The organism is Patiriisocius sp. 208BN25-11, assembly GCF_058147145.1.
Window position 1 is genome coordinate 1 of record NZ_JBYVJY010000081.1, and the last position, 257, is coordinate 257.

Annotated in this window: 1 protein-coding gene; it reads right to left on the bottom strand. The window is 43.6% G+C overall.

Features of this window, described 5'->3' with window-relative positions; genetic code table 11:
• A partial coding sequence (locus tag ACY2RS_RS15645) for a hypothetical protein (protein WP_490099595.1) occupies positions 1–257 on the bottom strand: 257 nt, incomplete at both ends.

Sequence of the window (257 nt, forward strand, 5' to 3'; positions counted from 1 at the left end):
GTAGAGGTAGCACTTACACTTAATGCGTTTTGTGGCTCTGTAATTGTTACACTTTGCTCTACGGGTAAACATACCGTGCCATCTATGGTAACACTTACCGTGTAAACCCCTGCTCCAATATTTGATAAGGTACTTGTGGTTACTCCAGATTGTACCGTTGCGGGTACTGTGTTCCAGGTAAAAGTAAAAGTCGCTTGTGGGTTTGCCACTGAACTTGCACTTACCGTAGCACTTCCTGTAGTATCTCCAGTACATAA